The following is a 22,733-nucleotide window of genomic DNA, read 5'->3' as shown; positions in this document are numbered from 1 at the left end:
GTACACCGACTATGCGTACCGCGGTCGCCCGTTAGGTGCTGGATGAGCTTGAAAACCAAGAAAATCCCTGCCAAGAGAACGAAGACGATTAGCGAGAAAACATTCTCTGAGTTCTTTGCGGGTATCGGATTGGTCCGTGAGGGGTTGGTGCGAACGGGCTGGAGATGCGTCTACGCGAATGATATTAGTGCAAAAAAACAGCAAGCGTACGAGGCTCGTTTCGGCGTGGATGAGCACTTTCATCTTCACGATATTACGGATGCGAACGCAGTTGTAACCAGGATGCCAGGTCAGCCTTTTTTGGCTACCGCATCTTTTCCATGCGTCGATCTTAGCTTGGCCGGGAATTATCGCGGACTGGCAGGAAAGGAATCTTCGACATTCTTTGGGTTCATAGATGTCGTGAAATCACTTGGATCTCGGCAGCCGCAAGTAATTATGGTTGAGAATGTTACCGGATTATTAACTTCGCGAGGCGGCGAAGACTTCGCAGATGCTGTTCGTGCGTTGAGCAAATTGGGGTATTGGCTCGATGCCTTCGTCTTAGACGCCTCACACTTCACACCCCAGAGCCGGCCCCGCGTTTTTATCATTGCAGTTCTTTCGCATTTGAAACCGGTCGAAAAAGCGCGCGCGGGTTGGCTCTGGCCGCCACAGACTCTATCACCACTGCGATCCGCGGCCATCATGCGAGCGAAAAGAGACATCGAATTGGAGACAGGGTGGGTGGAATTTGAACTGCCAAATCCACCTTCGTTGCAGATACAGTTAAAAGATGTGATAGCAGTAGGCGACGATCAGGCGTGGTGGAGCGAACACGAAGTGCTTCGCCATTACGCGATGATGAGTGATCTGCATCGTGGTCAGGTGGATAAGATTGTTGCTTCGAAGGCAGACTGGACAGGGACAATTTTTAGAAGGATTAGGGAAGGACAAATGCGTGCTGAGGTGAGGTTTGATGGTATTGCCGGATGTCTACGGACCCCGAAGGGGGGAAGTGCAAAGCAAATAGTCATCTCCATCAGAAGTGGGCGAATGAAAATGCGATGGATGAGCCCGGCTGAATACGCCGCTCTCCAAGGAGTACCCGACTTTCCACTGGTCGGAAGCGAGATTCAGCAACTTTGGGGGTTTGCCGACGCGGTATGCGTGCCTGCTATCGAATGGATCGATCAGCAGGTACTTACTCCCCTTTATGAACAGGGCCTCAAGTCCATAAAGCCTGAAAGAAAGAAGTCTTTCGCCTGATAGTCAGAAGCAAGGGGCGGTGTTGCGGACGTGCTTTAAATAGATATGCCGTTGTAACTTATTTCAGCCACCGAGATAACGGTCCCAAGAACAATCGATGACACCGCTAATTCAAGAAAACTTCCTCCAGCATTTTTCGGCCGCGGGTACTGCTCCCGCATCTGCCGCCGGTTCTCCCGCTCCACGTAGTTCGTCGGCGGCTTGCGAGTGTTCACGGCCATACGGTGAGGCTACGGAACTGTGCGATCGGGCAGGGAAGGGGCTTCATAGGGCGTGCGGGGCGGAATGGTGATGTCCCACGTCATCGACGCCTTCATGACGTAGGGCAACGCGATGAAGTAGGCGGCGATGATCGAGAGCGTCAGGATGAGCATTTTGACGAACCAGTTCTCGTCGGGGTTCATTTTTTTACGCCCCGCACTTTTTCGACCGTCCTCAACGTGCTGATCCCGAGCATGCCGAACAGCACGGTGTTGAGCGCGTCCATGTCGAAGTCGGGCAAAATCGCCTCCGTGCCGGTCGAGTTTGAAATGGCGAACGCGAGCAGCGGCTGGATGACGAAGCTGTAGGCGAAGGCCAGGGCGCAACACCAGCCCACGGCGGGTCGCCACCCGGAGATGAACAGGTTCTCGTTCGCGGCTTCGACCTTGTTCACCTCGACCTGGTTGGCGTCGGCCTGGGCGGCGATTTGCAGCTCCTGCAAGGCCTGGGCGTTCTCCTCCTTGACCAATTCTAGCTGAGCTTTCGCGCGGGCGTCCGGATCGGGGATCAGGCGGTCCAGCAATTTCGAGATGGGGTCGATGAGGGCGAGCCAGACGGGCATGGGTTACTCCGGGATTTCTTCGGTGGACAGGAAGGTGATGTTGTCGAGCAGGTGCGTAGCGGCGTCCACGAGTTCGCAGACGGCGTCCGGCGTGACGCAGGTGGCCCTGCAATGGGTCGCGCCTTTCGCGTCAACCGCCACGGTGACGACGTTGCCCCGCTCGTCGGCGATGGTCAGGGCGGTGGCCGTGAGTGGCCTCGGCGCGGGCTCCACAACCGGAATTTTGTCGAGTTCGATTTCGCCGTTCTTCACCAGTTCGATCATGGCTACCTCCAGTTGCTGATGGCCGCACTCAACGCGCGGACGTGACGGGCGTGCCACCCCTTGCCGAACCGCGGGTAGTCGGGCAAGGTTTTCACGTACTCCACGCGCTTGACCGTCATCTCGGTCGCCACGCCGACGGGGTCGCGGCTGGCTTGGGCGGCGGCCACGGTGCGCGGCCCGATGATCCCGTCGGCCAGGACGCCGATGTTGCTTTGCATCCACTTGACCGGGTTGGTTGGGTTGTGGTTCACGACACAGTCGAACAGCAGCCCGCCGATGGGGAACGGCATGTCGCCGCAACGAAACTTGTCCCAGAAGTCCTTGCGGTAGATTGCCTTTGCCTGGTCTTGGGTCAGGTGCGCCACGTCCACGTTCGGGTACTGGGCTTTGCTGATGCCGAAGTTGGTCTCGCCGCCGTCATCCGCAGCATCGTTGACGTAGCCGCCCTCCAGCTTCATCAGCGTGGCGAACGCCTTGTCGAAGTCCTCACTCATTCGATGCTCCCTTTCCTCACGAGGCTGATAATTTCCTTCGGAAGCTGGTCGATCCGCTCGTGGATGCGCTCCAGGCTGGCGTGCGTCTCGGCGCGAATGGCCAGCGCCTCACTGCGGAGCTGGTTGGCGTCGAGTTTGGTGGCGTAGTTCTCGGCCAGGTGGTAGCGGAGCTGGCTGATGTCGCGGCCGATGTCGCCCTTGATGGTCGCCTGCTCGACCTTGCATTGGGCGGCTGACTTTTCCATGTCGTCAAAGCCTCGAATCAGCCGGGCGATGAAGAACCCGATGACGACCATGCAGGCGGTAACGAATCCTGGGAATGCCCAATTCATTAGCTCTTCGTTGGTCATAGCTGTGCCCCCGTGAACACGATCCGCCCGGAGCCACTGGCGAAGGTGGCCCAGGCGATTTGCCCGCCGGTGAATCCGCCCGAGTTGGTAAAGTCGAGCGTCGCGGCCAGTGTGCTCGCCTCGCGGAAGGTGAGGGTCGTGCAGCCGACCGCGCCGCTCGCGTTGGCGACCGACACCTGGCTCGGAGTGGTGATCGAAATCCCGGCAACCCCGGTCGGGGCGATGCGAGTTTGCACGGGGAACGGGAGGGTGATCCGCCCCACGGTGGACGATGTTAGCCCGGCGGTACCGAGGGTGCTGCCGACGGAAGAGGCGGCGAACGACGGCAGGTAGCGCTGGCAGATGGCCAGCTCGGTGGCCGTCGGGCGGAAGTCCACGGTGGGCGGCGAGGCGTTGAGGCCGGTTGGCACGCCCGCCGTGACGCGGATGTCGGGCTCGCTCATTTCGACCGACTTGCCGGTGGTGGTGAAGTTGTTCCCGCAGTCGATGGTGATTTCCAACCCGTTGGCCGTGCCGCTCTGGGTGGTGAACGTGTAGGCCACGGTCGTTTGGGCACCGTCCGGGCAGGTTTGAAGGTTGACCGCGTTTACGTCGGTGGTGGAGGCCGTCCAGTTGTCGGCGGCGTTGGCGTGCTTGACGGTCAGCGTCGGGATGAACGCGCCCCCCGTGCCGTTGTAAATCCGCTGCTGGATGGTGACTTGTTTCGGCCCGCTGTCCCGCAAGCTCGCACAGGCCAGGCTTTCGATCCGCTGGCGGAAGAACACGCCCGTCACACTCGCCGCCCCGGTCACTTTGAGGCCGTAGGCAGTGTTGCCCCGCTGCCCGGTTTGGCTCCAGGTGACGTTCGCGCCGGTGCAGCCGACCATCCACCCGTCGGCCGTGTAGGAGGGCGTACCCGCCGTGATGGTGCCGGATGTGCCGAGTTGCCACACGTCCATGGAGCTGTTGATGAACTTGTTGACGTAGTTGAAGACGGAGGAGACGGCTTGGAACGTGCCGTTGGCCGAGAGGAACTTGTTGGCCGCCGCGTCGCCCGAAGCCGGTGCGGGGACGAGGCCTTTAACCCCTCCGGAGCCGGAATCGCCGACGAAGGTGGCAATCGCCCCGGTGAAGTCGAGCGGGTAGACGGGATCGTAGGTGCCGATGGCCTGGCCGCCCGATGTGGTGATGTCGAGCCGGAGGGCGACTGTGTTGGCGGTGTAGAACCCGGCCTCGCCGTTGGAGTTGGCCGACACGGGATTACTAATCGGGACCGTAAGTGCGGCGTCGGAATAGACGATCACCTTATTCGTCGTGCCGGTTTGGTACACGGTCACCTGGGCGTTCGGGGCCACCTGCCCCTGGTAGAAGCACCGGACAACCGGCACGGACACAATCGACATGGACTACCTCAACGGGCTGAAATGGTGGACTACAGGCATTCGCGGACGCAGAGTTTGACGACCGTGTTGGCCGCCTCGCTGGCGCTGGAGACGAGCTTCAAGAACTCGACGCTGGCGAAGTTGGCGGGGAGGACGACGTGGTGCCCGGCACCGCTGACCGTGACGGTGATTGTCGCCCCGGTCGTGTCCTTGACCGTGGTGTACGTGCCGTCGATGGCGTCACACGCCAAGAAGGTGAGCGACGTGCCGCTGAACCCCGAGGGGATGCGGATGCCCGCGATGGTGCTCCCGGCGATTTTCTCGGCCTTCGACGTGGTTCCGGCGGCGGGCCAGGAGAAGTTGGGGTAGACGATGGCGACCATGGACGGGTTCCTTCTGTGAGTTGGTTAACTGACTTTTTCGTTGAGCAGGGCGTACACCTCCTCGACCGAGCGGGGGCGCTTCTTGTCGAAGAAGATGGGGCGGTTGTCGTTGATGACCTTGCGGGGGAAGAGGAGGACGGCGTCCTTGCCCGTGCCCTGGGCGGCGATGAGCTTGGCGGCGTCGCCCGCGCCGAGGAAGTGGGCGGCGTAGACTTCGCCGTCCGTCGGCTCGCGGCCCAACTTCTTGTTGAGGATGCGGGCGTTGTCCTGCGCCAGCAGGTTACCCATCACGGCTTGGGCTTCCGGATTGTTCTTGTCCTTGAGAGTGAGGCCGGTTTGCTTGCCCCATTTGGCCACGGCGAGCGCCCAGGTGCCGTCGGTGAAGCCAAGGATTCCGCTGGCGCTACCCTTCGGGTTCTTCGCGTTCACGTTTCCGCTGGATTCCGCCTGCGTCATGCGGTCGATGAGCGACGGGGGCGCTGGGTCTTCGTCGAGTGTTACTGGGGCGACTTGCGGCAGGTTGACGGGCGGGAGGTCGTCCTGCGGGCGGATTGTGACGCGGGTGGGTTGCCCGGCGTCTTGCCCGTAACCCCTTCCGAGCGTGTCGGCGCTGGCGTTGCCAAGCATTCGTCCTGCCGCGCCCGCCACGTCTCGCACGGCGGTAGCATTCGGAACGCCCATAGCCAGATCAGAAGCAAAACGGGTCAGCTGCTGTTGCTCCCCCGTCGGCGGAGGATTGAACGCGCCGAGGGCGTGCTTGATGGCGTAGAGCGGGTGACCGGACAGGGCGCTCCAGACCGCACGACCGGCTTCGCCGAGGCGGCTCGATTTCTCGCTGAAATCCGGGTCGGTTGGAACGCCACGCCGGTTCAATTCGTCGGTCAGCACTTTCGAGTCTTCGAGGAGTTTGAGCGCGGCGGGATCGTTTCGCAGTGAGGCCTTGATAAGGTCGTAGTTCTCGTCCAGGTTCAGGTCGGTGAGGCCGCTGTCTTGCATCAACTGCCTGAACTTCGCGGCTCGTAGCGCGTTGGCGGTGCCCCCGTTCAGGCCGCGCGTAATGGCCGCGAGATCGTCAGGCGTTTTAATGTTGTCGAGCAGCCCGGCGGCCCGCTGGCGGGTGGCGTCAGGGAGGGGTTGGCCGCGATCCAAGGCTTTAAACGCCTGGTAGTCTTCCGGGGTGAACATCTTGTCCAGCACCTCATTCGCCTTGAGCGTCCTCGATACTTCGGAGTGAAGGGCGTCTGCGTCCGCCAATTTCTGTCCGAACTCGGGGTTGGCATCTCCGGCTTTTGATAGAGCAGCTCGAATCGTGGAGGCGAATTCTCCGACCTTCGCATCACCGGAGGTGGCGTACCTGGATGGGTCGAAGCCTTCGTTGAGGATTTTTCGCAGGTCGAGCAGGTCGGCGACACCGACTGTCCCATCCCGCCGAATGGGTGTGCCGGTGGCGTAGTCGATGTTGGGAACGGCCCTCGACGCCGGAGAATTCGAGGCAGTTATGGGCAACTCGTAACCGCTTTTCACTTCCCGAGTAATCTCGTCCGTTCTCCGGCGCGTGGGGTAACCGATTGAGTAATTGTCGAGCGACGATGCCGTACTGTCGTTGGGAAGAACCGTATCCACCCGGTCGGTGACGGTGACCGGTGACCGTCTTCCGGTCGCCCCTCCTCCGCCCTTCACGGGGGTTTCTTGGGGCAAAATGGAATCCCGGAGCGCCCTCAGTTTGATTAAGGCCTGATTGTCGCTCGTGCCGGGGGCTGCATTCTTTTCGGCGGCGGCAATCAGGGAGTCGAGAGAATCAAGGACTTCCGGGGCGGTCAAGGTCTGCCCATCGGCCGCCTTGTAGGCGTCGGCGTATGCGTTAGAGCTCGCCTTCGACGCATTGCTAACGGCATCGGCTACTTGCATGGTCGCGCCGAGCGAATTTAGCGGCTTGGTAGATACGCCGTCCGCGATCTGGTTGATATTTTGAGCCAGCCAATTCTGCAAGTCGGAGTGGATTTCCTGAGGCGTCTTGCCCTTGATGCTCAAACCCGCATCCTGGGCTGCTTGATAAAGGGCGGTGCCGCTCGGGTTCCGTCCGTATTTCTGGAGAATTCCTGTCACCGCGCCAGTGAGACCGGTCTTGTTGGCGAGGTACTGCGCTGCGTCACCAACTGCGCCGGTCGCCCGGCCGATGATGGGCGCGGCGATGGCTCCAACTGCCGCACCGGTAGCGCCCTCTTCTAAGCGGTTGCCGATGCCGGTGTCGTCCTCCTGAGGGGCGGTTATGGCGGACGCGCCACCCATCACGGCCCCGGCCTTGACCATGCCCATGCCGGTTGGGTTGATCCAATTCGCCGGATCGCCGATGGCCTCGGTGACCACGCCTTTCAAGCCGGTGCCCTTGCCCTCGTCCTTTAGTTGTTTGGCAAACCGTCCGGCGGCTTCGCGGTAGGCAGGCGAGAGGATGTTCTGACCGCTCAAGTCGTCGAGCGTCTGGATAATGCCGACGCCGCGACCCGCGAGACCTCGGTAGATGCCTCCGGCAATCGAGTCATCCGGCTGTGCGGCGTTCTCGTCAGATTTTGGCGATGGGACAGGGGTGGAAGTCTGCTGGTATTTCGTCCACGGGCCAGCATCCGCTTGCGAATCCGCTGGAGCGGCTTGTTGGTACTTCTCCCAGGGGCCGCCCATTACTGAGCCTTCCACGAGTTGGGATCAGCCGGGTCGCCGCCCAGGAAAACGTGCCCATCTTCGACCGTTCCGACTTTGGGTGCCGTCACCGGCTGAGACGGCCCGGCACCTGTGTTGCCTTGCTGCTGCACGGCCTGGAGGTACTTTTGCGGGTTGGCGATGGCATCCGGAATGGCCGCTCGAATACGTTCGACACTTTCCGGGTGGAAGGTGACTTTCCCGCTCTTTTGGTCAATGGTTTCGAGCGGGTAAAGCGCCTTCAAGGCGTCGTCGAGCTTCTCGGCATTCGAGTCGATCAACTTAAACGGGTTGGCCTCCTTGTACTGCTGGGCAAGTTCTTCCGAGAGCAGGTAGTTATTGAGTTTGCTTCGCAAGCCGCCAACGATGTTCTTGTTGGTTTCTACCTGCTGCCCAACGCCGGGCTTGCTGGCTAGCAGGGTGCGTAGCCCCAGAACGCTGCCCCGTTGGCCGGGGACGTACTGAAATCCTTGAAGCTCCGTCACGAGATCGTTACTGGACTTGTCGATGTTGTTAGCCGCGTCGGCACTCGCTTTGAACCCATCACCCGGAAGGAATGCGTCGGCGGCTTTGTCCAGGTTCATGCGGAAGTCGCCGCCGGAGCCGGTGCGGAAGTTGTCGAGGTTCGGCTCCATCGTGTCGAGAGCGCGGAGGGCGTTTTCCGCCTTCTGCTTGTTGTTCTGATAGGCCTGCAACCGCTTGGCGTCCGTGTCCATCTGCTTCTTACGAGCCATGGGATCAAGGCCGACGGGAGAAAAGCCGAATGCGGGCGGTTGAGGCGTGCCTCCGTCGGCCGCCGGGAATACACCGCCACTCTCGGGTGTCGGACTGCCCGAGAAGGGGGTAATTTCTCCGGTGACTTTGTTAACGATGAACTTGCTGCCATCGGCGTCGCTCGTCACTTGGTTGGTTTTTGTCCCCGCAAGCAATTGCGCTTTTTGCAAACCGATCTGCTGCTCCATTCGCGTCTTGGGATCAATCGCGCTCCCCGCCACCACGCCGGTAATGTCCGGGTTGTACTCGTCGGGCAGTTCGAACGCGGGCGCGACCTTCTTGAACACCGGCAGCATGCTGGAGTACATGGTCTGCCGCCGGTCGGGGTCGGGGATGGCGTCGATGCTCTGGAGCAGTGAGCCGAGTTTGGCCGCCTGGGCGCTCTCAAGGGCATCTTGCTCCCCTTTGAGTTTGACCTGATTGAGTTGAGGGGCGAACTGGTTCTGGATCGCGGCGGCTTGGGCCTGCTGTTGCGCCAGCTGGTTCTGCGTTTGGCGCAGGGCGCTCTGCTCGACGGCTCCGATCTGGTCGTTGGCGCTCTCCGGCGCGATGGCCTGGAGCAGGCCGTAGTTGTAGGCAATCGCCATGGGGTTCCCTTCCTAGATCAAGCCGAGTGCGCGGTAGAGCAGGTTGTTCGAGTTGTCGGCCTTGAGCTTGCTCGCGGCGGCTTGTGCGGACGCCCCGTAAATGTTGCTCGATCCCGTGTCGTCGGCAGCCGTCAGGCCGGTGTTGGCCAGGCCGGTGAGGCGGGCGAGGTAGTTGCCGTACTGCTGGTTGGCGAGGTTCGTGCCGAAATCTTGGACGGCCTGCTGGTTGTTGCCGGAAACGAGAAGCCCGCGCCTGGCCGCACTGGCATCCAGGGCGTCGATACCCTGCTGGCGGGCGAACTGATAGCCGGGGTCGGTCTGGAATTGGCTCATGGCGGCGGTGGCGGCGTCCTGACCGTTGAACCCGTAGAGGTTGGCGAGTTGGTTCTGAGCCGCAGTGCCGGATTGAAGATAGGGCTGGTACAGGGCGGCGTTCTCGTTCGCGGCGTTCTGGATCGCGCCGTAGCCCTTGCTGTTGTCCTTGGAAAGGAAGTCGGCGAGGCCGTACTTGATGCCGGATTTGAGGAGGTTGGTAGGGCTGATCGCGTCTGTGGCCATGGTCTTGATGCTCCCGATTGGGTCTTTGAAAAATCCGCCCAGCGTGCCCCCGCCGCCGGTCGCGCCGGACGCGGTGTTGGTCACCCCGGCCAGGGCGTTGCCGGTGGCGGCCGTGGCGGCGTCGGACACGCCCGAGCGGGCGGCTTGTACGAAGGGGTTGTCCGTTGCGCCGCCGCCGAAACTGCCGAGGTCGAGGGGCTGGGATGAAAGGCTGGTGGAGCCGAACAGGTCGTCGAGGCCGAGTGATTTCCCCAGGCCGGACAAGCCGCCGCCGCCCGTGAGGTCTGAAAGCCCGCCGTTGCCGAAGTAGCCGCCCAGCCCGCCCGTCAGGCCGCCGATGAGCGCGCCCTTTCCCCCGCCCGTCGCCGCGCCGGTGGCCGCACCCAACAGGCCGCCGCCGATTGCGCCGGCCGTCGCGCCGGTGGCTCCGAACAGGCCGCCGATGGCCGGGGTCAGGCCGGGGATGAGGCTCAGCCCGATGGGCACCGCCGTTTTCAGGGCGCTGGTGAAGGCGTTCCCCTGGTTGTGGCCGCCGAGGACGGGCGCGGTGAAGCCGTTGAGCGTTTCCGCGTCCTTGGTCGGGTCGATGGCGTCGTAGCCGGAGGTGTTGGCCGTACCGCCCGCGTTATACTTGTTCAACGCGCCGGTCTGGCCGTACCCGCTCTTGTTGAGGCCGTCGAGCAGCGTGGTGTACTCGCTGTCCAGGGCGTCCTTGCGGGCGACGAGGTCGGGCATCTTGTAGTAGTTCTGCGCCCCGTACTGGTCGGCGAGTTGGTTGGCGTAGGTGTTGAAGTCGCCCAGCTTCTGCTTGTACGCGGCGATCTGGCCGAGGATCGGGTTTGGGCTTGCGCCCCCGAAGTTGAGCCCGTCCGGGTCGTCGAATGTGCCTGGCATGTGTTACCTCAAGTCCTTTGCGCCGGTGATGAGCTTCATGTTGGTGCCGTCGGTGGAGAACCACAACTCGTCCACGGCGTTGCCCCCTGCGGACAGGGAGGGCGCGAGGCCGGAGGGGAACTTGTAGCTCGGCCCCCAGCTGAGCGTGTGGCCGCCGACGCCGTCCTGCACGATGGTCAGGCGGAGGATCGGCATGCCGGGCACCATGTTGACCGGATCGGCCATCGAGCGGTTGCCGGTGAGCAGCAGGTAGGCCGTCGGCTTCTTGTCCACGTCCCAGATGACGATGGCGTCTTCGGTCAGGCCGACGTAGCTGCCGCCCTTGGTGCCGCCGACCCGCTCCAAGAGTTGGTCGAGGTACCGCTTGAACTCGACGGTGACGGTGGCGTTCTGCTCGACGAGCTGCTGCGTTTGGGTGATGGGTTGGATCGTCGTCATTTGTACCCCGCCTGGATGCGCGCCGTCGCGCCGAGGAGGTAGACCCGCGCGGGGTCGGTGATGGTGAGGCGAAAGGTGAACTGCCAGCCCCAGCCGAGCCGCCGCCAGATGAGGCGGTTTCGGTACTGGCCGGTGAGCCCCATCGACTTCGTGCCCGCATTCCGCCAGGTGAACCCGCCGTCGGTGCTGACTTCCAGCGTGGCGAGCGGCGTGCTGCCCGCGCCGGTGAGCGGGGCGGTGCCCGCCTCGTACATGATCTCCAGCTCTTGCAGGAACAGCGGCTTGCCGTCGGACGAGACGTGCGAGCAGGTGCGCGAGCGGGAAATGCCCTGCCCCTTGGCGTCGGTGTTGTAGTTCTGGCTCATCCAGTAGAGCTTGCCGTCGAGGTCGCCGACGAGGTGCTGGTCGAGGTACGGGAGGCAGAACTCGGGCAGGTCGCGCCCGCCGTTCTGGCTGCGCTCGTGGAAGAGGGCGTTCTTGGTGTCGTACACCCACGTCGCGTTCGCGCTCGGGAAGGTGATGGCGTAGAACTGGCTGTCGCCCTCGCGGTAGCCGTAGGCGAAGGCGTCGGTGACGCTGCCGTAGCGTTGGAACACCTCGTTGAGCGGCGGGGTGGAAATGACCGTCGGGGTGTAGCCTTGCAGCGCCGCGATGTACGCCCGGCCCTGGGCGTCCGAGGCGAGCCACATGAGCGTGCCGCCGAGCTTGACGAGCGTGTGCGGGCTGACGCACCCGGCCTGGATGAGCGCGCCTTGCGTCTTCTCGAAGGCGAAGGGGATGCTGGCCGCGTTGAACCGCACCTCGCCCAGTTTCGGCCCGAAGGCGTAGACGTTGATCTGGTCGGAGAACACGGCGGTGAGGTTGTCGGGGAAGCTGGTCACGGCGGCAAAGGCCTGCGCGCCGTAGCTCCCGGCGTTGAGTAAACCTGACTGGATGAGGGTCTTCGATCCGTTCTGCGCGCCGAGGACGTAGCCGTCCATGAAGGCGAAGTTCGTCACCCCGGAGGAAGGCCAGCCGCCGCCGGAAATGCCGGTGAAGGTCGCGGCGGCGATGTTGTAGACGTAGCCGTTCTTGCCGTCGGATATCGCCAGCTCGACCGTGTTGCAAACGACGGTGCAACGGCCGGTGCTCGTGTAGAGCGTGCCCTTGCTCACGGCGGTGAACGTACCGCCCGCGTAGGTCAGCACGAGGAATTGGTTGCCGCTGACCACGTACACGGTGCCGTTGATCTCGATGCCGCAGCGGAGCGCGCCGCAGCCGACGATGCCGAGCTGGGTGGTGTCCAGGATTTGCGAGTAGCCGGGCGTGGGGTACAGCACGATCCGGTTGTCGTTGTCGGCCGAGGGACTGCGGACGGGGTAGAGGTTGACGCACCGCTGGGCGTTTGCGGCCTTCGTCTTGTCCGTGTAGGTTTGTCCGCAGAAGGGTATGGCGACGGACGGCATGGGCTAGCCGTTGTTAATGTTGAACGGCACGCTCCCGCGGAGGGCGGGATCGAACGTCGCGCGGACGGGCTTCGAGTTCTTCCGCTTGATCCGCTTGAAACTCTCGGTGATGAGGACGCGGAGGTCTTGGGATATCGGGAAGCCGTACTCCGGCGCGAGGCGCTCCACGAGCTTGTACTTCATCGCCTCCTCGTACTCGCCGGGCATGAGCATGGTGGACGAGAGGGTGGCGAACTGGTTGATCGGCTTGAGCGTGTCGAGGTAGATCGTCTCGGCGAGCGTGGGGGCGTTGTCGAGCCGCAGGACGCCGAGCGGGTATTGGGGGTCGTAGTACCAGAAGGTCGGCGTGCCCTGGTTGGATTTCAGCCCGTCGGCAAGCCACTGCTCCCGCGTCCACGGGTTGAGGGGCGTGTCGTACCCGTTGGCGTCGCGGCGGAACACGGCGCACACCTCGTCGGGCCGGACGGTGTTGAAGTTGCCCCCCGTGCCGACGGTGTAGTTCGCCTGGTTGACGACGAGGGGGAACCCTTCGAGCGTGTGGAAGGCGGGCGTGAGGCCGTCCGCGCTCCACGCCGCCAGCATGGCGTTGAGCACCGCCAGGGCGCTCTCCGCCTCCCCGCCGTCGATGCCCTCGCCGGGCATGATGGTGGTGGCGGAGCGGAGAGCGCCGGTGACGATGGCGTTGCCGGTGGTCATCGGTTAGCCTGGGAACGCGGTGTAGTTCTTCTCGGGCCGCATGATGATCGCGGCGTAGGTGTCGCCGGCCGTAGGCACGATGGGGCTACCCGTGGCGTTGATGAACGTGATGGCCAGCGTGTCAGCGCCGCTGACGCGATGGTTGACGATGCCCAAGCCCGCTTGCGCCGTCAGCTTGTTGAACGCCAGGCAGTGGTCGCCGGGCTTCAGTCCCTTGACGGTGACGGTCTGTTCGGCAGTCGTGTTGGCGGCTACTGAGGCGAAGCTGTTGACCACGGTCAGCGAGACTTGCCGGTCTTCGTTGAGTTGAATTCCCATTGGGTTACTCCTTCTGAGAAGCAGCTTGGATGGCCGCGATGAGTTGAGCCTTGGTCAGGGCCTCGTCGGGCGTCAGATCAATGGATTTGGCGTAGGCCACCAGTTCTTCCTTCGTCATCTTGTCGAGCGCCTTGGCGGCGGCCTGGGTGACGAAACCGGAGACACCCCCGTCCTTCGGAAACTTTGCCGGTGAGTCATACCAGCCTTCCCTATCGATCAGGTGTTGGGCCTCGTCCGAACCGACGGTCTTGTCGCCCTGTTCCGGGTGGTAGACCACGGTCGGCTCGGCGACGTAGCCCTGGTTGATCCACGTCTTAGCATCGGCCTTCAGCACGGTCTTGTGGCGGTTGAGCGTCGGGCTGTACACGGCGAGGAGGTCGTACTTCTCCACCCGTTGCCAGCCGGACTCGATCAGGCGGTTAATGGTGTCGGTTTCGCCGTCCTCCAGCTCTTGAATGTGCTGGTTGGCGGTGTTGAACATCAGAATCTTGCTCATGGGTAGTCCTTCTCGTTGGTTGAAAAATGGGAGGGGCCGAAACCCCTCCCGGTTGCCTCATTACGCGCCGAAAATCCGACACGCCCATTCGCGGTAGAGGGCGTTCGAGCCGAGGAACACGTCGATCCGGTCGACGAGCTGCGCGTTGGCGATGTCATAGCCCCGCATGTAGCGCATGGAGATATTCTCGAACGTCTTGGTCGAGGACTCGACGCTCACCTTCGGGCTGGACAGCTTGGCGAACGCCACGGTAAAGGCGTCCTTGTGGTACGCCAGGTTCTGGGCGTAGAGCGTGGCCGCCGTGCCCACGACGGTAATCGCCGCGTTGTCCGCCGGGGAAGCGTTCACCGTCTGCGTCGCCCCGCTCGTGATGATCGAGGGGAAGATGGCGGCGGTGAGGTTGCCCGAGCCGTCCGAGGACACGTCGGCGGTTACCAGGAACTGTTGCAGCGAAGAATACTGCGCCTTGGTCTGGTAGTTGACCTGGTACACGCCCGCGATGGTGAAGATGTCGCCCTTTTTCAGGCGGGAAGCCGCCGCGGCAGTCCACCCGTCGGTCACGAGCGACGAACCGACCTGCGACCCGGTGTTGACGAGTGGCGTGCCCCCCAACGGGCCGACCGTGTGGTTCGGCACGTTCTGCGACATGAACACGTCGAAGTCCGCGATTGAGCCGAGGTACGCGCGGCTGAGCGCCTTCTCGGACAATTGCTGCAAGGCAAGGCCTTTGAATGCATCCGCCGTTTTATTCCGGGCCGCCGGGTTGATGATGACCATGCGGTCGGCAGCAGGGCAGAGGTTCTCGTCGAGTTTCTGCATGGCGTCGCCGTAAGGCCCCCAGGTGTTCGGCGTCTGGCCGGGGGTGCCGACCGCGTTACCGACGAGGACGTACATCTTGGCGAACTGTTCCGCGTCGATGCTGTTGGCCAGCGTGGTCATGCGGGTCTGGAGGAACCGCTTGGAAAACCCCGCCATGTTGCTTTCCGGGTCTTGAACGAGCAGGGCGAGTTCCGCTTCCGGAATGTTCATGTCGTCACCGCGAACCGTGTCGATGGTGAGCGACGTGCTTTCCTCGGTGAAGTCCTGGGGGCTGCGGGTCCAGCCTTGACGGACGGTCCGACGGGCGGGCTTCTGGATGCGGACGGTCGGACCCGTTCGGTGGTCTTCGACTTCCATCTGGAACTTCGACTGGTAGTCGGTGTTCATGTTTTTGAGGAAGTACAGTTCGTTGCTAAAGATCCGCAGGGATTCCGAAGCAATGAGGTCAACGGCGTTAAACGTGTTAGCCATGGGTTAGTCCTTTCGGTTAGGTTTTCCGAAGCTTGCCGTTCATCCGGGCGATGTACGCGCTCGCGTCGTCGGACTTGGCCAGGTCGGCCATGGTCTTGACGACGGTTTCGCGGCCACCGACCGGCTTGATCGGGTCTTCGGCTTTGGTGATGGGCTTGGGCGGTGGTGCGGCGGTGATCCGCGCCTCCAACCTGATGACTTCCCGCATGCACGAGTATTGGTCGAGTCGCGCCAGGCGGTCGGCCACCTCGGGGTTCTTGCCCAGGTGGTAGGCGAGCTCGGCGGCGTGCTCGCTTTGCGCAACGAGATGGGCGGAGGTTTCGCTGTACGGCACGGTGGGAGCCATTGCGACTGCCTGCCAGTCGGAATACTTGGTCATCGCCTTCTGGGCTTTGACGCGGAACTCCGCCTGCCGGGTGATCTGCTCCTGCTTCGCCTTGGCCGCCTCGTCGGCGATGCGGTCCTGCTCGGCCTGTTGAGCCGCCTCGAACCGCGCCTGCTGACGCCCCCATTCCGCCGTCTTGTCCCGGAACTCTTCGACCGTCGCACAATCTTCGATGCGCGGGGCCGCGCCGGGGTCGGTCGCCGTGGCGGGGGTTGCCCTCTCCTTCTCCCGGATCGCCTGTAGCTCGCGCGCCAGGTTTTCCTTCTCGATGCGGACGATTTCTCGCTCGCGGGTCAGTTCGTCGATGCGCTTTTGAAAGCCGCCCTTGGATTTCTTGGGCCTCTGTTCGTCGGTGGAATCGTCACCGGGGTCGTCCGAGGGGGCCGAATCCTCGATCTGCTCGGGGGCAGTGTCGGCCTGGGGTGCATCGGATTCGGGGGACGGCTCCGGTGAGGCCGCTGGGGTGGTTACGGGTTCGGGCGCAGCCGGTTGCGGCGCGACCGTTTCGGTCGTGTCAGTCATGGGTCATACTTTCGTAAGGATTGAACCCCGTGGAACCGCACGGGTACGGATTTCCCCCTCGCGGGGGAATTCTTGGTCAGCCGATCCGGAACCACTTGTTCGCGGCGGCGTTGAACACGTGGGTGGCGAAACCGCCCAGCAGCATCGTCGTCAGGGCGCTGAGGATCGTGCCGCCGGTCTGGTTGACGGTGGTAATGGCCTGCCCGCTGGAGATGGACACCCTGTCGCCGTCTTGGGGCGAAGACGGCATGTTGATCGTCAGGCTGAGCAGCGGCCCGGCCGGGTTGACCAGGAGCGTGGTGTAGTTCGACCTGGTAACGTTCACCGTGCTGCCGTTCGTCGGGGTGACGAGCTGGGTGACCGATCCCATGCCGCTGAGCAGGTTGACCAGGGTCAGCCGGTAGTTCACCCCGCCGCGCACGATCACAATCATGTCCGTCGAAACCCCGGCAACCCCGTCGGTGAGCGCGCTGATCTTCGTGTCGGCCACGGCTCAGGCCTCCAGCGGGATCTTGCTGCCGTCTTCCAGCAACAGGTACGAGCCGTCTTCCATGAGCAGGCGGTTGGACGAGGCCGCCGAGGGATTGGGGTGCAGGAGGAGCAGGAGCATCACGCCAACGCCGACACGTCGAGGTTGTTGACGGCGTAGGGGATGCCCGCCGCCTTGTTGTAATGGACGCCGTCGTCCGAGAAGGCGGTGGCGGAAGCCGCGCCGAGGGGGAACGTGCCCGCCACGCGCCACTTCCAGGCGGTGGTGCCGTCGGCGACCTGGATCGCCACGTCGAGGATGCCGTCGTTGGCGATGCCCGTCGAACTGCGCAGGCGGGAGTTGAACGTCAGCACGTCGCCGCCCGCGCCGTAGGCGGTGTTGCCCGCCGTTTGGTTCGCCGTGGTGGTGAAGGCGTCGCTGGAGGTCGTGAATGGTGGCAGGGTGCGGATGAAGACCTTCTTCGCGCCCTTGCCCTTGATGGTGTTGATGACGGTGGTGAGCTGGGCTTCCACGGTCGCCAGGTTGGAGCCGGAGTTGAAGTCGTTGGTGCCGAAGCCGACGATCACGTCACCGATTTGCACGCCGGTTGCGGCCACGGCATCGATCAGCGCCAGCTGACGGGTGTTGTTAGAATTCCACCCCGCGGCGGATTCCCCGGCGCGGCAGAGCTTCCAGATGCCCCGCGTACCCGCGAGTTTTTGCTCCAACACGCCGTGGCTGCCGTTCAGGTCGCCGGTGCCGTCCGCGGCACTGTACCCGGCGTCGTTGCTGTCGCCCAGGAGGATGAGCCCCTTCTTCGCACCGGCAGTCTTGCCGCTAATCAGGCACGGGCCGTAGGTGGCCTGGTCGCCGATGCCGAAGCAGTTGCCGGAGCCGCCCCCGCCGAGCGTAATCATGGGCGGGTTGCCGGAACTTTGCCCCGTGCCGGGTGAGGTCGGTGTGATGCTCGTAATCGCCCCCGCGGTCGGCGTGCCGAAGCCACTAGCCCCGCTGCCCGGCATGGTCGCACCTGCACCACCTGCACCGGCTGCACCGTACCACGCGCCCATGCTGATGCCGGACAGGTAGCCTTGCCCGGCGGCTGCCACGGGGCATGAAGCGACGCCCCCGCTGGATATGACCGGCGTGCCCGCCCGCGCGCCATACGCCAGGCCGACGCCGAGGGTGAAGTCGTTGACGCTGGAGGTGGCGTTGATGATGCCGTCTTGGCGGGCGCGTATGCCGCTGGTGTTGGTGATGACGTTGTACTGGCGGGAGGCCGTGCCCCCGCTGGTGTACACGCCGTAGGCCGTGGAGTTGATGTTCACCGTGTTCGCGGCGTTGCGCAGCTCGAAGGTGTTGGCCGTCGGGTTGGCGACGGTGTAGATGGTGTTGCCGTTCGTGCTGTAGTTGAGCTGGGTGGTGCCGCCGACGCTGTCGAACTGCACCTGCTGCCCGGCCAGGAACGAGTGCCCCGTGCAGGTCACCACGCAGGGGTTGGCGTTGGTGATGGCGGATACGTTAGCTTGCGCCGTTGCCGAATCGTTGGCAACGCGGCGATTGTAGACGATGAAGCGCGTTGCCGGAGGGATGCTGAGGCCGGGCACCTTGAAGCGGGCTAAGCCCCAGTTCTTGGCGACGCTAATGTCACGGGCAGCTGGGTTGAGCGCGCTGTACGCCGGGTAGAAGACCCCGTTGTAAAAGACCGAGCTGCGGATGGTGAAGTCGTAATACGCATCCACTTCGCCGTTGACGACCATCATGCCGTTGAGGAAGAACAGCTCCATCTCGGTGACCGCTTCCGGGCCGGTGACGTGCGTGGTCGCCCCGTGGTGGCACCAGTTGGCGGCGGTTGAAAAAATGTACGGCAGGTTGGAGTTGTTGGCCGCCGCGACCCGGCCTGTACCGCTCCCCGCGCCACCGGTCGTGTCCATCATGAGCAGGAGCGACATTACTCGGCCACCTCGCGCTCGATCTCATCCGTCGTATCGGCGGCGTCGAGCTTCAGGAGTTCGAGCTGTGCGTCCACCTGTAATTGCTTGTGCTTGAAGTCGAGCTCCCGCTGGCTGGTCATGAAGTCCATCATCATCTGCTTCATCTCCATCGCCATCTTGGCCTGGGATTCCGCCTGCTTCTGTGCCAGCTCGTCGGCTGCCTGCTGCTGTTGGGCCTGGAGTTCGGCCTGTTTCTGCTTCACCTCGGCGATGAACTCCGCCTGCTTTTGTTGCTGTTCGGCTTGCATCTGCTGTTGCTGCGCCTGCATGGCCTGCGCCTGGGCGATTTCCTGGGGTGACGGCTGGGGTGGTTGTGGCGGCCCATTCTCGTCCTGTTCCTGCGTGACCTGCGGCGGCAAGAATTTCTTGAGGCGCTCGGACAACTCTTCGGCACCGGGGCCGTCCACGTACTTCACGACGAGGTCGCCCGCCTTCTGCATGATGGTCGGATCGGCCTGGATGAGCGCTTGCATCGTGCCCAGCCACTCCTGGCGCATCGAGGCTTGTGCGGGGCCGGTGGAGACCACCACGTCGTACTTGCCGACGCCCAACGAGTTGAGCACGCGCGTCACGCCGGTGATCGGGTCGTGCTGGCGCTGGTTGACCGTAACGGTCTTCGGGTTGCCCTCCAGGTCGAGGGTGCGGACGATACGCTCGGTGTCGTAAACGTGGGGAATCCACGCGATTAGGATGCGGCCGGTGAACTCGATGGCCATCCGCAGGTTGTCGAGGAACAGCGCCGTAGCGGTGTCGCCTTCCTTCTGGCGTGCCATGATGGCTCGGCCACTGGTCTCATTGCTGTGCTCGCCGAACGATGCCTGTTGAAGGCCGGTGGTGTCGCGGATGTCCTGGGCGCAACCGTTGGCCATGCCCATCTCGCCGACCGGCATGGTGGGAGGTGGCATCATTTCTGGCCCACCCGGCGCTTCCGGATCAGGATTGTAGAGCGCAAAATTGGTGGGGTTGGAACTCGACCAGGTATCCTCCAAGCCCTGGAAGTGCGCTGGCGTACCTTTCGCGCGGGATTTTGGAGCCAAAGCAACCGTCTCTGTGGCGACCGTCTTCCAGTAGTTGAGCATCCGCTGCGGGTCTTTGCCGTAGAAGATGGCCGAGCGCAGGTAAACCTTGCCCTCGATGTTCACTTCCTCGCCGAGGCAGGGAATGATCGGGATGAATGGGATCGGGAGCGTTTTCTCGTCTAGCACCTCGAATGCCGTCATCTTCCGCCAGCGGATGCGGGTGCGCACGGCTTTGCGCTCTTTCACAACCTTATTGCCAAGATCGATCAGGTTTTGCAGCTGCTCGTCGGATTCAATCGGCACCACCAGCCCGGTGTCGAAGGCTACGAGGCGAACCTCGTATTGCTCCTTCTCGAAGTGCTCGGCGATGCGGATGGTATCCTCGCCCGACCAGTTCGCCTTGTCATCGGCGTCCATGCCGTCGAACGCTCCTGTTTTCGCACCCGGATGGTCGGCCTCGAACTGCTCTTTCGGCACGCTCTCGGTGATGAAGTAGTAGCGGGCGTCCTCGCGGGTGATGCGCTTGGCCAGAGGATCGCAGTGAACGGTCAGCGGGTTGAAGATCGGGACGACCTTCAAGTCCTGGTCGAACGTGTCGTCTTCGCAATAGTCGGTCATCACCCGCCAGTTGCCGAAGCCGCCCCTGGCCGAGCAGTCCAAGCCGTTCGTGTACGCCTGGTCGGCGTTGCTCTGGGCTTCGATGTTCCGGATGAGCCCGGCGAGGATGTCGGCGGTCTCAACGCTGGCCTCCTGACCGGCGGGCAGCACCTTGATCGAGAGCTTGTTCTGGCGGTAGTCGCCGATGATCTGCTTGATGACGCCGTTGAGCTTGTTGACCGTGATCGTCGGGCGGTCGCGGCCTCGCAAAATCTTAACCGCGTCATCCCACTGGTCGTCGGTGGAGCAGAAGGTCGTGTCCTCGACGTACTGGCGGTGGTTGTCGTTGTCGGCTTCGATCGCCTGGGAAAACTGCTTGCGGGCTTTCGCCAGGAACTTCTCGTCGTCCTTCTTCTTCCGGCGGGACGCGGCCCTCCCGTCGCCCTCTTGCGGTGCGGCGGTGTCGTCGGCTTCTGGCTTCATCGGTCTCGTTTCAAAGTTAGCGGGCCATCCAGGCGTTCGTGCTTGCACCCGCGTGCGGTGTGGTCGGTGTCCGCTTGACGGGGCGGGTCTTGGCGTAGCGGAGCATCATGACGCCGTAGCGGGTCGCGGCCATGAGGTCGTCGCGCTCCTTGACGATCAGCCCGTCCTTGCGGTGGTACATGCGGAACTCCTCGAACCACTCGGTGAGCGTGGAGAACACTTTGAGCCGGCCCGTCTGCATCCGGTCGAGCATTTCCATGATCCCCGCCTCGACGCCGTTGCTGCCGTCGGGGAAGGTGGCGCGCTCGTGGAGCATGTTCAGGCCTTGCGCCTTGTACTGGGCGGCGAGTTGCTCGCCCGACCCCTTGTCGTGCTGAAGGCCGTCGTGCGGCCATGCCCACGGGAGCCAGTCGCCCCAGGACTTGAGCGTGGCGGCGTGGATGACCGGCGTGGCTTCCTTCAGGCGGTGGGTGTGGGTGACGTAGATGCAGTCGGCGTCGCGGTCGTAGCAGAGGCGAACGCCGGCGGTGGGGTGGTCCCAGCCGAAGTCGAGCGCGCCGATCTGCGCCCAGTGGGCCGGGATCGTGATCGGGTCGATGCGGATCGATTCTTCCGAGATGGGGAAGACGCGGCCCGAGCCGAGGATCGGAACGCCCTTCGCCCGCGCCTCGCGCTCGTGCGGCGGGTAGCTCGCGACGATGGCGGCACGCTGTTCGGGTGAGTAGTGCTCGGCGTCGTCGATGGTCATGTTGGTGACGTGCGTCCCTGGCGCTTTGGCCTCGCCGTCGCCGATGAACCGCAGCACCGTGTCGGACATGCCGAGCAGGGGGGTGAACGTCACCGTGACGATGCCGCTGGTGGCGTTGGTGCGGGTGAGGCCTTCGATGTAGATGTCGAGCGGCGGCTCCTCGTCGAACCAAACCCGGTGCAGCGTCTCGCCCTGCCACTTCTCGCGGCCCTTTTCGTAGGACTTGAACGCAATGTAACTCGTGCCGCCGGAGACGTGCTTGACCTGGACCGTATCGACCAGGCCGGGGATGCCGCGGGCCGAGGCGTAGTCGAGGATGCACCGCTTGGGGATCGCGCCTGTGCCGAACGCCCCGCGCTCGCCCAGGAGAATCCGCTGCGGGTTGTCGCGGGTCGATTCCCCGGTGACGCCGGCGACCCAGGACTTCGTGGGGTCTTCCCACCGCTTGCCAGTCCACCAGTCGGGGTAGAGGCCGGTGGCGTGGATCGCCTCCTCGTTGCCCCCCGCGATGGTCTTGCCGAGCTGGTTGCCCGCCATGAACAGGCGCTCTCGGTGAGTCGCCCCGGCGGCGTGGAACTCCCGCTGCTTCGCATACGGGGTGTACGTCGCGAGGCGGTTCTCCCGCTTGCGCTTCGCGATCTCCTCAGAGAGGCGAATTTTCTCCAGTAACGATGCCCTTGCTTCGGGCGAGAGCGATGAGTTCGTCATCGGTCATTTCTTCGTAGTCATGCGTGACCTTGATTGTGTCAGTGAACATGCCGAGGTGTTTCGCCAGGCTGTCGAGCGTGCCCTTCTTGTCGGCGAACTTCAGCTTCTTGGTATAGCTCTCGACGGCTCGAATCCCTTCGGCCGAGATGCTGGCACCGCACTGATTCTCGACGATGTCGATTCCCGCGATGGCTGCGGCGATGTCGTCCGGAATCTCGTGTATTGGTTTAAGATTGCCCTTCGGGTCGAACGCTTTGCGCACATCGGCGAACGCCAATCGCGCGTACTCTTCCAGCACACGATTGACCGTGACGACGTGAGCCTTAAGGTGTAATTCTTTAAGTTCGTTAACCCTTGCAGCCACCTTGCTGTCGGCGAGTAATCGAGATGCCGCCTCCCAGGTGGTCTTGTCGGTCATCTTCTTTGCGTCGTAGCTCTGCCGGTACGCTTCGGCCGCATTACCCAGCTCGATGTACTTCTGAGCGAACTTCTCTTGCTTTGGTGTCAGGTTCATAGAGGAATGAAAAAAACCCGCCGTGGGTTGGCGGGTGAGGTTGAGCTTTAGGCTGTGAGTCAAATTTCAGGCGCGACGAACCCGTCACGCAAGTCCAGGACTACCACATTGAATCTTTACGCGCAAGTGGGAAAGTGATCGAGGACCAGCTTGAATGATTCCTAGGCCGCGCGTCAGGTAA

Annotated in this window: 23 protein-coding genes; 1 reads left to right on the top strand and 22 read right to left on the bottom strand. The window is 63.1% G+C overall.

Annotated features, from left to right (window positions below):
• The first annotated feature begins 42 nt into the window (after nucleotides 1-42).
• Nucleotides 43-1,248 (top strand): DNA cytosine methyltransferase, encoded by a 1,206-nt coding sequence (locus tag PX52LOC_RS31220; protein ID WP_149113751.1) that lies wholly within the window; start codon nucleotides 43-45, stop codon nucleotides 1,246-1,248.
• 230 nt (nucleotides 1,249-1,478) lie between these two features.
• Here PX52LOC_RS31220 and PX52LOC_RS41210 read toward each other — a convergent pair whose 3' ends face one another.
• The 22 genes from PX52LOC_RS41210 to PX52LOC_RS31115 all read right to left on the bottom strand — a co-directional run bounded on the left by PX52LOC_RS41210 (nucleotide 1,479) and on the right by PX52LOC_RS31115 (nucleotide 22,552).
• Nucleotides 1,479-1,652 (bottom strand): hypothetical protein, encoded by a 174-nt coding sequence (locus tag PX52LOC_RS41210; RefSeq protein ID WP_168219315.1) that lies wholly within the window; start codon nucleotides 1,650-1,652, stop codon nucleotides 1,479-1,481.
• On the bottom strand, nucleotides 1,649-2,071 hold the full coding sequence (locus tag PX52LOC_RS31215; protein WP_149113750.1) for a holin family protein: 423 nt from the start codon (nucleotides 2,069-2,071) through the stop codon (nucleotides 1,649-1,651). The genes PX52LOC_RS41210 and PX52LOC_RS31215 overlap by 4 nt, the downstream gene beginning before the upstream one ends.
• 3 nt (nucleotides 2,072-2,074) lie before the next feature.
• The gene (locus tag PX52LOC_RS31210) at nucleotides 2,075-2,335 is read right to left on the bottom strand and encodes a hypothetical protein (protein WP_149113749.1); all 261 of its coding nucleotides are present in this window, start codon (nucleotides 2,333-2,335) and stop codon (nucleotides 2,075-2,077) included.
• 2 nt (nucleotides 2,336-2,337) lie between these two features.
• Entirely contained in the window at nucleotides 2,338-2,829 is a 492-nt protein-coding gene (locus tag PX52LOC_RS31205; protein WP_149113748.1) for a glycoside hydrolase family 108 protein, read from the bottom strand.
• Entirely contained in the window at nucleotides 2,826-3,179 is a 354-nt protein-coding gene (locus PX52LOC_RS31200; RefSeq protein WP_149113747.1) for a hypothetical protein, read from the bottom strand. The genes PX52LOC_RS31205 and PX52LOC_RS31200 overlap by 4 nt, the downstream gene beginning before the upstream one ends.
• Nucleotides 3,176-4,561: a hypothetical protein gene (locus PX52LOC_RS31195; protein WP_149113746.1), complete on the bottom strand. Its 1,386-nt coding sequence runs from the start codon at nucleotides 4,559-4,561 to the stop codon at nucleotides 3,176-3,178. The genes PX52LOC_RS31200 and PX52LOC_RS31195 overlap by 4 nt, the downstream gene beginning before the upstream one ends.
• Before the next feature lie 29 nt (nucleotides 4,562-4,590).
• The gene (locus PX52LOC_RS31190) at nucleotides 4,591-4,923 is read right to left on the bottom strand and encodes a hypothetical protein (protein ID WP_149113745.1); all 333 of its coding nucleotides are present in this window, start codon (nucleotides 4,921-4,923) and stop codon (nucleotides 4,591-4,593) included.
• Nucleotides 4,924-4,947: 24 nt separating this feature from the next.
• Nucleotides 4,948-7,599 (bottom strand): lytic transglycosylase domain-containing protein, encoded by a 2,652-nt coding sequence (locus PX52LOC_RS31185; protein ID WP_149113744.1) that lies wholly within the window; start codon nucleotides 7,597-7,599, stop codon nucleotides 4,948-4,950.
• Nucleotides 7,599-8,978, bottom strand: coding sequence for a hypothetical protein (locus PX52LOC_RS31180; RefSeq protein ID WP_149113743.1), 1,380 nt, complete (start codon nucleotides 8,976-8,978; stop codon nucleotides 7,599-7,601). The genes PX52LOC_RS31185 and PX52LOC_RS31180 overlap by 1 nt, the downstream gene beginning before the upstream one ends.
• Before the next feature lie 12 nt (nucleotides 8,979-8,990).
• On the bottom strand, nucleotides 8,991-10,430 hold the full coding sequence (locus PX52LOC_RS31175; RefSeq protein ID WP_149113742.1) for a hypothetical protein: 1,440 nt from the start codon (nucleotides 10,428-10,430) through the stop codon (nucleotides 8,991-8,993).
• Nucleotides 10,431-10,433: 3 nt separating this feature from the next.
• On the bottom strand, nucleotides 10,434-10,868 hold the full coding sequence (locus PX52LOC_RS31170) for a hypothetical protein (RefSeq protein ID WP_149113741.1): 435 nt from the start codon (nucleotides 10,866-10,868) through the stop codon (nucleotides 10,434-10,436).
• Nucleotides 10,865-12,313, bottom strand: a complete 1,449-nt coding sequence (locus PX52LOC_RS31165) for a hypothetical protein (protein WP_149113740.1) — start codon at nucleotides 12,311-12,313, stop codon at nucleotides 10,865-10,867. The genes PX52LOC_RS31170 and PX52LOC_RS31165 overlap by 4 nt, the downstream gene beginning before the upstream one ends.
• Before the next feature lie 3 nt (nucleotides 12,314-12,316).
• Nucleotides 12,317-13,009, bottom strand: a complete 693-nt coding sequence (locus tag PX52LOC_RS31160; RefSeq protein ID WP_149113739.1) for a hypothetical protein — start codon at nucleotides 13,007-13,009, stop codon at nucleotides 12,317-12,319.
• A gap of 3 nt (nucleotides 13,010-13,012) precedes the next feature.
• A complete protein-coding gene (locus PX52LOC_RS31155; protein WP_149113738.1) occupies nucleotides 13,013-13,327 on the bottom strand; it encodes a hypothetical protein in 315 nt (104 codons plus the stop codon).
• Nucleotides 13,328-13,331: 4 nt separating this feature from the next.
• Nucleotides 13,332-13,823, bottom strand: coding sequence for a hypothetical protein (locus tag PX52LOC_RS31150; RefSeq protein ID WP_149113737.1), 492 nt, complete (start codon nucleotides 13,821-13,823; stop codon nucleotides 13,332-13,334).
• Between the two features lie 60 nt (nucleotides 13,824-13,883).
• Nucleotides 13,884-15,113, bottom strand: a complete 1,230-nt coding sequence (locus PX52LOC_RS31145) for a P22 phage major capsid protein family protein (protein ID WP_149113736.1) — start codon at nucleotides 15,111-15,113, stop codon at nucleotides 13,884-13,886.
• A 16-nt stretch (nucleotides 15,114-15,129) separates the two neighbouring features.
• Nucleotides 15,130-16,020, bottom strand: coding sequence for a hypothetical protein (locus tag PX52LOC_RS31140; RefSeq protein ID WP_149113735.1), 891 nt, complete (start codon nucleotides 16,018-16,020; stop codon nucleotides 15,130-15,132).
• Nucleotides 16,021-16,096: 76 nt separating this feature from the next.
• Complete coding sequence (locus PX52LOC_RS31135) at nucleotides 16,097-16,510, bottom strand: hypothetical protein (RefSeq protein WP_149113734.1); 414 nt, start codon at nucleotides 16,508-16,510, stop codon at nucleotides 16,097-16,099.
• A gap of 119 nt (nucleotides 16,511-16,629) precedes the next feature.
• Complete coding sequence (locus PX52LOC_RS31130; RefSeq protein ID WP_149113733.1) at nucleotides 16,630-18,441, bottom strand: SGNH/GDSL hydrolase family protein; 1,812 nt, start codon at nucleotides 18,439-18,441, stop codon at nucleotides 16,630-16,632.
• Nucleotides 18,441-20,582, bottom strand: a complete 2,142-nt coding sequence (locus PX52LOC_RS31125) for a portal protein (protein WP_149113732.1) — start codon at nucleotides 20,580-20,582, stop codon at nucleotides 18,441-18,443. The genes PX52LOC_RS31130 and PX52LOC_RS31125 overlap by 1 nt, the downstream gene beginning before the upstream one ends.
• A gap of 16 nt (nucleotides 20,583-20,598) precedes the next feature.
• Nucleotides 20,599-22,038, bottom strand: a complete 1,440-nt coding sequence (locus PX52LOC_RS31120) for a terminase large subunit domain-containing protein (protein ID WP_149113731.1) — start codon at nucleotides 22,036-22,038, stop codon at nucleotides 20,599-20,601.
• Complete coding sequence (locus tag PX52LOC_RS31115) at nucleotides 21,974-22,552, bottom strand: terminase small subunit (RefSeq protein WP_149113730.1); 579 nt, start codon at nucleotides 22,550-22,552, stop codon at nucleotides 21,974-21,976. Before PX52LOC_RS31115 ends, PX52LOC_RS31120 begins: the two co-directional genes overlap by 65 nt.
• Between the last annotated feature and the right edge of the window lie 181 nt (nucleotides 22,553-22,733).

Origin of the sequence: Limnoglobus roseus (assembly GCF_008254045.1) — a bacterium.
Lineage (GTDB): Bacteria > Planctomycetota > Planctomycetia > Gemmatales > Gemmataceae > Limnoglobus > Limnoglobus roseus.
Note: the sequence above shows the minus strand (reverse complement) of the source record. Positions and strands in the feature narration are given on the sequence as shown.

Coding starts and splice junctions, on each gene's coding strand:
- PX52LOC_RS41210 (WP_168219315.1), bottom strand. CDS start 1,652: ATGAACCCCGACGAGAACTGGTTCGTCAAAATGCTCATCCTGACGCTC.
- PX52LOC_RS31190 (WP_149113745.1), bottom strand. CDS start 4,923: ATGGTCGCCATCGTCTACCCCAACTTCTCCTGGCCCGCCGCCGGAACC.
- PX52LOC_RS31175 (WP_149113742.1), bottom strand. CDS start 10,430: ATGCCAGGCACATTCGACGACCCGGACGGGCTCAACTTCGGGGGCGCA.
- PX52LOC_RS31170 (WP_149113741.1), bottom strand. CDS start 10,868: ATGACGACGATCCAACCCATCACCCAAACGCAGCAGCTCGTCGAGCAG.
- PX52LOC_RS31180 (WP_149113743.1), bottom strand. CDS start 8,978: ATGGCGATTGCCTACAACTACGGCCTGCTCCAGGCCATCGCGCCGGAG.
- PX52LOC_RS31185 (WP_149113744.1), bottom strand. CDS start 7,599: ATGGGCGGCCCCTGGGAGAAGTACCAACAAGCCGCTCCAGCGGATTCG.
- PX52LOC_RS31125 (WP_149113732.1), bottom strand. CDS start 20,582: ATGAAGCCAGAAGCCGACGACACCGCCGCACCGCAAGAGGGCGACGGG.
- PX52LOC_RS31220 (WP_149113751.1), top strand. CDS start 43: ATGAGCTTGAAAACCAAGAAAATCCCTGCCAAGAGAACGAAGACGATT.
- PX52LOC_RS31160 (WP_149113739.1), bottom strand. CDS start 13,009: ATGACCACCGGCAACGCCATCGTCACCGGCGCTCTCCGCTCCGCCACC.
- PX52LOC_RS31165 (WP_149113740.1), bottom strand. CDS start 12,313: ATGCCGTCCGTCGCCATACCCTTCTGCGGACAAACCTACACGGACAAG.
- PX52LOC_RS31130 (WP_149113733.1), bottom strand. CDS start 18,441: ATGTCGCTCCTGCTCATGATGGACACGACCGGTGGCGCGGGGAGCGGT.
- PX52LOC_RS31200 (WP_149113747.1), bottom strand. CDS start 3,179: ATGACCAACGAAGAGCTAATGAATTGGGCATTCCCAGGATTCGTTACC.
- PX52LOC_RS31140 (WP_149113735.1), bottom strand. CDS start 16,020: ATGACTGACACGACCGAAACGGTCGCGCCGCAACCGGCTGCGCCCGAA.
- PX52LOC_RS31115 (WP_149113730.1), bottom strand. CDS start 22,552: ATGAACCTGACACCAAAGCAAGAGAAGTTCGCTCAGAAGTACATCGAG.
- PX52LOC_RS31210 (WP_149113749.1), bottom strand. CDS start 2,335: ATGATCGAACTGGTGAAGAACGGCGAAATCGAACTCGACAAAATTCCG.
- PX52LOC_RS31215 (WP_149113750.1), bottom strand. CDS start 2,071: ATGCCCGTCTGGCTCGCCCTCATCGACCCCATCTCGAAATTGCTGGAC.
- PX52LOC_RS31155 (WP_149113738.1), bottom strand. CDS start 13,327: ATGGGAATTCAACTCAACGAAGACCGGCAAGTCTCGCTGACCGTGGTC.
- PX52LOC_RS31195 (WP_149113746.1), bottom strand. CDS start 4,561: ATGTCGATTGTGTCCGTGCCGGTTGTCCGGTGCTTCTACCAGGGGCAG.
- PX52LOC_RS31150 (WP_149113737.1), bottom strand. CDS start 13,823: ATGAGCAAGATTCTGATGTTCAACACCGCCAACCAGCACATTCAAGAG.
- PX52LOC_RS31120 (WP_149113731.1), bottom strand. CDS start 22,038: ATGACGAACTCATCGCTCTCGCCCGAAGCAAGGGCATCGTTACTGGAG.
- PX52LOC_RS31205 (WP_149113748.1), bottom strand. CDS start 2,829: ATGAGTGAGGACTTCGACAAGGCGTTCGCCACGCTGATGAAGCTGGAG.
- PX52LOC_RS31145 (WP_149113736.1), bottom strand. CDS start 15,113: ATGGCTAACACGTTTAACGCCGTTGACCTCATTGCTTCGGAATCCCTG.